This is a genomic window from Streptomyces sp. NPDC014864, assembly GCF_043081525.1.
Taxonomy (GTDB): Bacteria; Actinomycetota; Actinomycetes; order Streptomycetales; family Streptomycetaceae; genus Streptomyces.
In genome coordinates this window covers 35,413-43,436 of the sequence record NZ_JBIBWT010000030.1, presented here as the reverse complement: position 1 = coordinate 43,436, position 8,024 = coordinate 35,413, and the positions used below count along the sequence as shown (strand labels likewise).

At 73.6% G+C, this 8,024-nt stretch carries 9 protein-coding genes and 1 pseudogene; 7 read left to right on the top strand and 3 right to left on the bottom strand.

Annotated elements, in window-relative coordinates:
* From ACF1A5_RS32660 to ACF1A5_RS32645, 4 genes and pseudogenes are all read left to right on the top strand, one after another.
* Positions 1-135: pseudogene (locus ACF1A5_RS32660) on the top strand (4-hydroxy-3-methylbut-2-en-1-yl diphosphate synthase); the annotation flags it as partial.
* Between the two features lie 130 nt (positions 136-265).
* Positions 266-1,114 (top strand): GNAT family N-acetyltransferase, encoded by an 849-nt coding sequence (locus ACF1A5_RS32655; RefSeq protein WP_392196489.1) that lies wholly within the window; start codon positions 266-268, stop codon positions 1,112-1,114.
* A gap of 54 nt (positions 1,115-1,168) precedes the next feature.
* Entirely contained in the window at positions 1,169-1,738 is a 570-nt protein-coding gene (locus ACF1A5_RS32650) for a GNAT family N-acetyltransferase (protein ID WP_392196488.1), read from the top strand.
* A 106-nt stretch (positions 1,739-1,844) separates the two neighbouring features.
* Entirely contained in the window at positions 1,845-3,551 is a 1,707-nt protein-coding gene (locus ACF1A5_RS32645; RefSeq protein ID WP_392196487.1) for a proline--tRNA ligase, read from the top strand.
* Between the two features lie 171 nt (positions 3,552-3,722).
* Here ACF1A5_RS32645 and ACF1A5_RS32640 read toward each other — a convergent pair whose 3' ends face one another.
* From ACF1A5_RS32640 to ACF1A5_RS32630, 3 genes are all read right to left on the bottom strand, one after another.
* Positions 3,723-4,655 carry an aminoglycoside phosphotransferase family protein gene (locus ACF1A5_RS32640; protein ID WP_392196486.1) on the bottom strand — a complete coding sequence of 311 codons (933 nt, stop codon included), beginning with the start codon at positions 4,653-4,655 and terminating at the stop codon, positions 3,723-3,725.
* 112 nt (positions 4,656-4,767) lie between these two features.
* Positions 4,768-5,232 carry a ferritin-like domain-containing protein gene (locus ACF1A5_RS32635; RefSeq protein ID WP_392196485.1) on the bottom strand — a complete coding sequence of 155 codons (465 nt, stop codon included), beginning with the start codon at positions 5,230-5,232 and terminating at the stop codon, positions 4,768-4,770.
* 31 nt (positions 5,233-5,263) lie between these two features.
* Positions 5,264-5,866, bottom strand: coding sequence for a hypothetical protein (locus ACF1A5_RS32630; protein ID WP_392196484.1), 603 nt, complete (start codon positions 5,864-5,866; stop codon positions 5,264-5,266).
* A 207-nt stretch (positions 5,867-6,073) separates the two neighbouring features.
* Here ACF1A5_RS32630 and rimP point away from each other — a divergent pair, with 207 nt between their 5' ends.
* The 3 genes from rimP to ACF1A5_RS32615 all read left to right on the top strand — a co-directional run bounded on the left by rimP (position 6,074) and on the right by ACF1A5_RS32615 (position 7,977).
* Positions 6,074-6,571, top strand: coding sequence for a ribosome maturation factor RimP (gene rimP / locus ACF1A5_RS32625; protein ID WP_392196483.1), 498 nt, complete (start codon positions 6,074-6,076; stop codon positions 6,569-6,571).
* Positions 6,572-6,573: 2 nt separating this feature from the next.
* The gene (gene nusA / locus ACF1A5_RS32620) at positions 6,574-7,560 is read left to right on the top strand and encodes a transcription termination factor NusA (RefSeq protein ID WP_392196482.1); all 987 of its coding nucleotides are present in this window, start codon (positions 6,574-6,576) and stop codon (positions 7,558-7,560) included.
* Between the two features lie 135 nt (positions 7,561-7,695).
* Positions 7,696-7,977, top strand: coding sequence for a YlxR family protein (locus tag ACF1A5_RS32615; RefSeq protein ID WP_392196481.1), 282 nt, complete (start codon positions 7,696-7,698; stop codon positions 7,975-7,977).
* Positions 7,978-8,024 lie beyond the last annotated feature (47 nt).

Sequence of the window (8,024 nt, the reverse complement as noted above, 5' to 3'; positions counted from 1 at the left end):
AAGGGCGAGGTCATCAAGACCGTTCCGGAGTCGAAGATCGTGGAGACCCTGATCGAGGAGGCCATGAAACTGGCCGCGCAGATGGAGCACGGCGGAGCCGTCTCCGGCGAGCCCTCCGTCTCCGTCGCGGGCTGACCACGGTCTCCACCCCGCCCGCCGCCGTCTCCGCGGCCCTCTCCCCGGGGCGCCCCCGAGGGGGCGGCGCCGCCCGGATCCGGCAGGTACAGTGCGGGGACCAGCGAATCCCCAGCGTGAGGCCCCGCACGTGTTGACCCAGACCACCTCACGGGTGCTCGAACCGAGCGACCTGGACGCCGCGCTCGCCGTCCTCGACCGCGAGCCGGTCGCGAACGCTTTCGTGTCGTCCCGCGTGCAGGTCGCCGGGCTGGATCCGTGGCGGCTCGGCGGCGAGATGTGGGGCTGGTACGAGGACGGCATGCTCACGTCCCTGTGCTACGCGGGCGCCAACCTGGTCCCCATCTGCGCCACGCCCCGCGCCATCCGCGCCTTCGCCGACCGGGCCCGGCGGGCCGGCCGCCGCTGCTCCTCGATCGTCGGCCCCGCCGAGCCCACCGCGGAACTGTGGCGGCTGCTGGAGCCCTCCTGGGGCCCGGCCCGCGAGATCCGCTCCCACCAGCCGCTGATGGTCACCGACCGCCTGTCTTCCGACGTCGCCCCGGATCCCTACGTCCGCCGCATCCGCAAGGACGAGCTGGAGACGATCATGCCCGCGTGCGTGGCGATGTTCACCGAGGAGGTCGGGGTCTCCCCGCTGGCCGGCGACGGCGGCCTGCTCTACCAGGCCCGGGTCGCCGAACTCGTCGGCTCCGGCCGCTCCTTCGCCCGCCTCGACGAGCACGGCAAGGTCGTCTTCAAGGCCGAGATCGGCGCGGCGACCCCCCATGCCTGCCAGATCCAGGGCGTGTGGGTGGCCCCGGAGTACCGGGGGAGAGGCCTCGCGGCCCCCGGGATGGCGGCGGTGCTGCGGTACGCGCTGGCCGACGTGGCCCCGGTGGTGAGTCTGTACGTCAACGACTTCAACACCGCGGCGCGGCGGACGTACCGGCGGGTGGGCTTCCAGGAGGTCGGCGCGTTCATGAGCATTCTGTTCTAGTGCGGGGCAACTGTGCTGTCCTGAGGCCGGTGCGGGCCCTGTAGTCTCCCCGGCATGTCCCACATTCCCGGTCACGGACACCGCCGCCCCGACGACGTCGTGATCGGCCCCCTCGACCTGCCGGGCCGCATCGACGAGGCGCTCGCCGTGCAGGCGGTCGCCTTCGGACTCGGCGCCGACGAGATCGCCGTACGCCGTCAGATCGTGCTGCGCCACATGACGTATCCGGGGGCCCGTGCGCTGGGCGCCACCACCCCCGACGGACGGCTCGTCGGCTTCGTCTACGGGATGCCCAACGACCGCACCCACTGGTGGTCCACCGTCGTCGAGCCCTATCTGCGGGCCCGCGGTCACGACGACTGGCTCGACGGCTCCTTCGTGATCACCGAACTGCACGTCCATCCGGCGTACCAGAACCGCGGCGTCGGCCGCACCCTGATCACCACCATCACCGACAGCGCCACCGAGCCCCGCTCGATCCTCTCCGCGATCGACACCGACAGTCCTGCCCGCGGCCTCTACCACTCCCTGGGCTACGAGGACCTGGCCCGGCGGGTGATGTTCCCCAGCGCCCCGATGCCCTACGCCGTGATGGGCGCCCCGCTCCCGTTGCGCCGCCGATAACCGATTTCCACCGGCACGGCAAGCCCGGCTAACCTCCTAGCCATCACCTTCCCCCGTTCCCGGTCGCGCCCGAGCGGGGGACCCGATCGGCAGGAGTACGAGAACCATGGCGAACGCACCGGTCCAGCGCATGTCCCAGTTGATGGCGAAGACGCTGCGCGACGACCCGGCGGACGCCGAGGTCCTCAGCCACAAGCTGCTCGTCCGCGCGGGCTACGTCCGCCGCACCGCCGCCGGGATCTGGAGCTGGCTGCCGCTCGGCAAGAAGGTCCTGTCCAACGTGGAGCGGATCGTCCGCGAGGAGATGGACGCCATCGGCGCCCAGGAGGTCCTGCTGCCCGCCCTCCTGCCGCGCGAGCCCTACGACGCGACCGGCCGCTGGGACGAGTACGGCCCCGAGCTGTTCCGCCTGCAGGACCGCAAGGGCGGCGACTACCTGCTCGGCCCCACCCACGAGGAGATCTTCACCCTGCTGGTGAAGGACCAGGCGTCCTCCTACAAGGACCTGCCGGTGATCCTCTACCAGATCCAGACGAAGTTCCGCGACGAGGCCCGGCCCCGCGCGGGCATCCTGCGCGGCCGCGAGTTCCTGATGAAGGACTCCTACTCCTTCGACACCGCCGACGAGGGCCTGGCCGAGTCCTACGCCCTGCACCGCCAGGCCTACCAGCGCATCTTCGAGCGCCTCGGCCTGGACTACCGGATCTGCGCGGCCACCGCGGGCGCGATGGGCGGTTCCAAGTCCGAGGAGTTCCTCGCCCCGGCCGGCGCCGGCGAGGACACCTTCGCGGACTGCCCGAACTGCGACTTCGCCGCCAACACGGAGGCGGTCGGCTACGAGCTGAAGCCGGTCGACGCCTCCGGCGTGCCCGCGGCCGAGGACATCCCGACCCCGGACACCCCCACCATCGAGACGCTGGCCGCCTCGCTCGGTGTCCCGGCCTCCGCCACCCTGAAGAACCTGCTGGTCAAGGTCGACGGCGAGATCGTCGCCGTGGGCGTGCCCGGCGACCGCGAGGTCGACATGGACAAGGTCGAGGCGCACTTCGCCCCGGCCGCCGTCGAGCTGGTCACCGCCGAGGACTTCACCGGCCGCCCCGACCTGGTCCGCGGCTACGTCGGCCCGCAGGGCCTGGAGAAGGTCAGGTACATCGCCGACCCGCGCGTGGCGCCGGGAACCGCCTGGATCACGGGCGCCAACAAGGAGCACACGCACGCGAAGAACGTGGTCGTGGGCCGCGACTTCGAGGTCGGCGAGTACGTCGACGTGGTGGTCGTCCAGGAGGGCGACCCCTGCCCGAAGTGCGGTTCCGGCCTCAAGCTGGACCGCGCCATCGAGATCGGCCACATCTTCCAGCTGGGCCGCAAGTACACCGACGCCCTCAAGCTCGACGTCCTCGGCCAGAACGGCAAGCCGGTCCGGGTCACCATGGGCTCCTACGGCATCGGCGTCTCCCGCGCGGTCGCGGCCCTCGCCGAGCAGCACGCCGACGAGAAGGGCCTGGTCTGGTCGCGGGAGGTCGCCCCGGCCGACGTGCACGTGGTCGCCGCGGGCAAGGCGCTCCAGACCGAGCTGGCCCTCGAGGTCTCGCAGAAGCTGGCCGCCGCCGGCGTCCGCGTCCTGGTCGACGACCGCGCCGGCGTCTCCCCGGGCGTGAAGTTCACGGACGCCGAACTCATCGGCGTACCCCAGATCCTGGTCGCGGGCCGGCGCGCGGCCGAGGGCGTCGTCGAACTGAAGGACCGCCGCACCGGCGAGCGGGAGGAACTCCCCGTCGAGGAAGCGATCACCCGCCTCACGTCGGCGTCCTGACCCGCCTGCCGCCCACGTCGTGACCGGCGCGGCTCCCCGGGCCGCCGGCCGTCCTGACCGGCTGCCCGCAACGGCCCGGGCTGGGCGGGCGGCTCCGCCGTGGCCACCCGCGGAGCCGCGTTCGCCGACCCGGCGCCGCAGGGCGGGTCGCCGCCCGGCCCCGGCGGCGGCTCACAGCCAGGTCGCGAACTCCAGCAGCAGTTCGGCGTCCTGGGGGCGGCCCACGCGGCCCGCGCGGACGCCGGACTCCACGGCACGGAACAGGGTCCAGCCCCGCAGCCGCTCCTGGTCCACCTCCAGGGACTCCGCGAGCCGCTTGATCCGCCGCCGGGTCGTCGCGGCGCCCGACGGCGAGGCGATGAGGTCCTCCACGCGGTCCCGCACCAGCCGCGCCAGGTCGAAGGCGCACTCGCCGACCACCGGGTCGGGGCCCACCGCCAGCCACGGCATCCGGTCCCCGGCGAGGACCTTGCTCTGCCGGAAGGTGCCGTGCAGCAGCAGGTGCTCCGGCGGCGCGGCCAGCAGTTCCTCGCGGGCCGTGAGCGCCGCGTCGACCAGCGGCGCCACGGCGGCGTCCGCGTCGGCGCTCGCACGCATCGCCCGGGCCTGCCGCCCGGTCCGCCCGGCGACGGTCTCGAAGGGATGCGGGCCCGGCGGCTCGATCCACAGCCGCCGCAGCGTGCCCGCCGCCTCCAGCAGCGCCTTCGCCTCCGGCAGCGACCGCACCGACACGTCCGGATGCAGCCGCTCCAGGAGCAGCGCCCCCCCGGCGCCCGAGGCGTCCTCCGCGCCGGGGCCGGACGGCGGGCCGGGCTCCAGAAGCTGTACGGCACCCCGCCCGCCCCAGTACGCCAGCGCCGCCCGCTCGCTCTCCGGACGGGTCCGGGGCGGGGCCAGCTTGAGCACCGCCGGCGTCCCGTCCGCCGTGCGCACCAGCACGACCAGGCTGCTGCGCCCCCCGGGCACCTGCACCCGCTCGACGCTCAACTCGCGCTGCGCGACGGCCTGCTGCGCCAGCTCGGGCAGCTTCTCCAGCCAGTCGTCACCGTCCGGTGCCGTCTCACCGAGTGCCCGCACCAGACGCTGCGGCGGTTCGAAAGCCATGCGCGAGTCAATCCCTTCGTGGACCGCGTTCCCTGTCACCGTGCGCCGAGGGCGCCTCCTGTCTCCGTCCTGCGCCGTGAGCGAGCCGTGAGCCTGCGTTCCATCGCCGGTGTCACCCGGTCGGCGCGGCCGATGCCGTGGCGGTGCCGGCCCGCTCGGCGAGACCAGGGAAGGCTACGCTCCCCCCGCGCCAGCGCACCGCCCGGACCGCCGCCTCCCGCAGCGCCCCGGCCGCCTCGCCCCGCCGCCCGCCCTCGGTGGCCCGCACCAGGTCCGAGTACACCGCGGCGACACGTTCCTCCAGTTCGGCGGCGAACCGGGCCGCCGCCGGCGCGTCCGGTACCGCGAACGGCAGCGCGTACGCGGCGGCCGCGGCCACCGGACGGCCGCCCAGGTCGCGCACCTCGCGCGCGAGCGCGTCCCGCCGCGCCCGGTGGGCGTCGTACGCCGCCCGTGCCTCCGTGCGCCGCCCCTCGCCGATCCGCCCGCCGACGACGCCGTAGCCGTACACGGCGGCGTGCTCCGCGGCGAGCGCGGCCTGGAGTGCCCGTACGCGCTGTTCCTTCGCCTCGCTCATCGGTCACCCTCCGTCGGCGGGCTCGCCCCGCTCATCGGTCGCCCTCGGTCAGCAGATAGGCGTGCGCCGCCCCGGCCGCCGCCACCGAGGCCAGCAGCCGGGCCAGCTCCCCGGGTACCCCCAGCAGCGCCCGGGCCCGCCGGTCCGCGAGCGACCGCTCGGCGGCGGCGAGCTGCGCCAGAGCCTCCTTCGCGTCGCCCGGCACGCTCGGGACGCCCGTCGCGCCCGGCACCGAGGCGGACGGCGCGGCGGCGGGGGAGGACGCCCCGTCCCCGTCCTCCGCCGTGGCTCCGGCGGAGGGCCGCGGCCCGGCCGCCGCGCGGGACTCCCCGGCCCCCGGGGACGCCGTCGCGGCACCGCCGAAGGCGTCCCGGTGGGCCGCCACCTCGGCCCGCAGCGGCCGCAGCCGTGCCGCCAGCGCCGGATGCGCGGCGATCACGGCGTCGTACCGCTCCACCAGCGCCTGGCTGTCCCGGGCGGCACGCGCCCGTGCCCGGTCGTCCGGCGACGGGCCGTCGCCGGACGCGTCGGATCCGGCGGAGCAGCCCACGAGCAGGGCGGCCCCCGCCGCGGAGGCGAGCAGACTCCTTCTGCGCGGCCCCAGGAGGGCGCGCGAGGCTGACGAAAACGGCACGGCAGACGTCCTCGGGGAGTGCGTACGGAAACCCGGCGGGCCGGCACAGGCGGCTCGCGCATGATCACCGTACCCGCGCCCCCACCGGGCACCGATCAGCGGCACCACCCCTGACCAGGTGGACGGCAACACCCCTTGGGACCGGATACCCTTTCACCAGACACGCGACCATCCCACAACAGCACACGCGGCCGAGGAGTCACCCGGATGAGCACCACCCAGAGCGAGAGGCTGCGGGAACTGCTGGAACCGCTCGTCGCATCCCAGGGCCTGGATCTCGAAGAGATCGCCGTGGACTCCGTAGGACGCAAGCGTGTGCTGCGCGTCGTCGTCGACTCCGACAGCGGGGCCGACCTGGACCAGATCGCCGATGTGAGCCGCGCGCTCTCGGCGACGCTCGACGACACGGACGCGATGGGCGAGGGCGAGTACACCCTCGAGGTCGGCACCCCGGGCGCGGAGCGCCTCCTCACGGAACACCGGCACTACGTGCGTGCCACGGGCCGGCTGGTGAAGTTCCAGCTGGCCGGGGGCGACGAACTGGTGGCCAGGATTCTGCAGGTCGACGACGAAGGCCTCGACCTCGAAGTGCCCGGAGTCAAGGGCCGCAAGGCCACCACCCGCAGACTTGCCTTCCCCGACGTGGACCGGGCACGTGTGCAGGTCGAGTTCAGCCGCAAGGACAAGAAGGAAGAGGAGGCGTAGCCGTGGACATCGACATGAGCGCCCTGCGGGGCCTGGTCCGGGAGAAGGAGATCTCCTTCGACCTGCTGGTCGAGGCGATCGAGTCGGCCCTCCTCATCGCCTATCACCGCACCGAGGGAAGCCGCCGCCACGCGCGCGTGGAGCTCGACCGGCAGACCGGGCACGTGACCGTGTGGGCGAAGGAGGAGCCCGAGGACCTCGAGGAGGGTCAGGAGCCCCGGGAGTTCGACGACACCCCGTCCGGCTTCGGCCGTATCGCCGCCACCACCGCCAAGCAGGTGATCCTGCAGCGGCTGCGCGACGCCGAGGACGACGCGACGCTCGGCGAGTACGCCGGCCGCGAGGGCGACATCGTCACCGGTGTGGTGCAGCAGGGCCGCGACCCGAAGAACGTGCTGGTCGACATCGGCAAGCTGGAGGCCATCCTGCCGGTGCAGGAGCAGGTGCCGGGCGAGACCTATCCCCACGGGATGCGGCTGCGCAGCTACGTGGTCCGGGTGGCCAAGGGCGTGCGCGGGCCGTCGGTGACGCTCTCCCGCACCCACCCCAACCTGGTGAAGAAGCTCTTCGCGCTGGAGGTCCCGGAGATCGCCGACGGCTCCGTCGAGATCGCCGCGATCGCCCGCGAGGCCGGTCACCGCACCAAGATCGCCGTCCGCTCCACCCGTGCGGGCCTGAACGCCAAGGGCGCCTGCATCGGGCCCATGGGCGGCCGGGTGCGCAGCGTGATGGGCGAGCTGAACGGCGAGAAGATCGACATCGTCGACTGGTCGGACGACCCGGCCGAGATGGTCGCCAACGCGCTGTCCCCGGCCCGCGTCTCCAAGGTCGAGGTCGTCGACCTGGCGGCCCGGTCGGCCCGGGTGACGGTGCCGGACTACCAGCTGTCGCTGGCGATCGGCAAGGAGGGGCAGAACGCCCGGCTCGCGGCCCGGCTCACCGGATGGCGCATCGACATCCGCCCGGACACGGAGCAGGCGGCCGACTGACGCTCCCCGGAGTTCACCCGGGAGTGGGGAATGGATCCGGGCCGCGGAACGCTCAGATCACGACAGGTTCATACGCAGCGATGTTCGATCCTTGCCCCGAAGGGGTGAGGTTGCTGCGGGGAGGTAGACTGAGGAGTGTCTGGCCGGACGCGTGCCCGCCTACGCCCTGAACGCACCTGTGTGGGGTGTCGGGAGCGAGCGGCCAAGGACGAACTGTTGCGGACCGTGGCGGTCGAGGGTGAATGCGTCCCCGATCCTCGCGGTACGCTGCCCGGCCGGGGTGCGTACGTACACCCCGCCCTGGTCTGTCTCGACCAGGCGGTACGCCGCCGGGCGTTTCCGCGGGCGCTGCGCGCCCCGGGACCGCTCGACGTAATGGCGTTGCGCCAGTACGTCGAGCAGGCACAAGGTTGCTGAAAGGCAGCCCGCTGCCCGCTCGGCCGTCGGGCCGGGCAGGCAACACG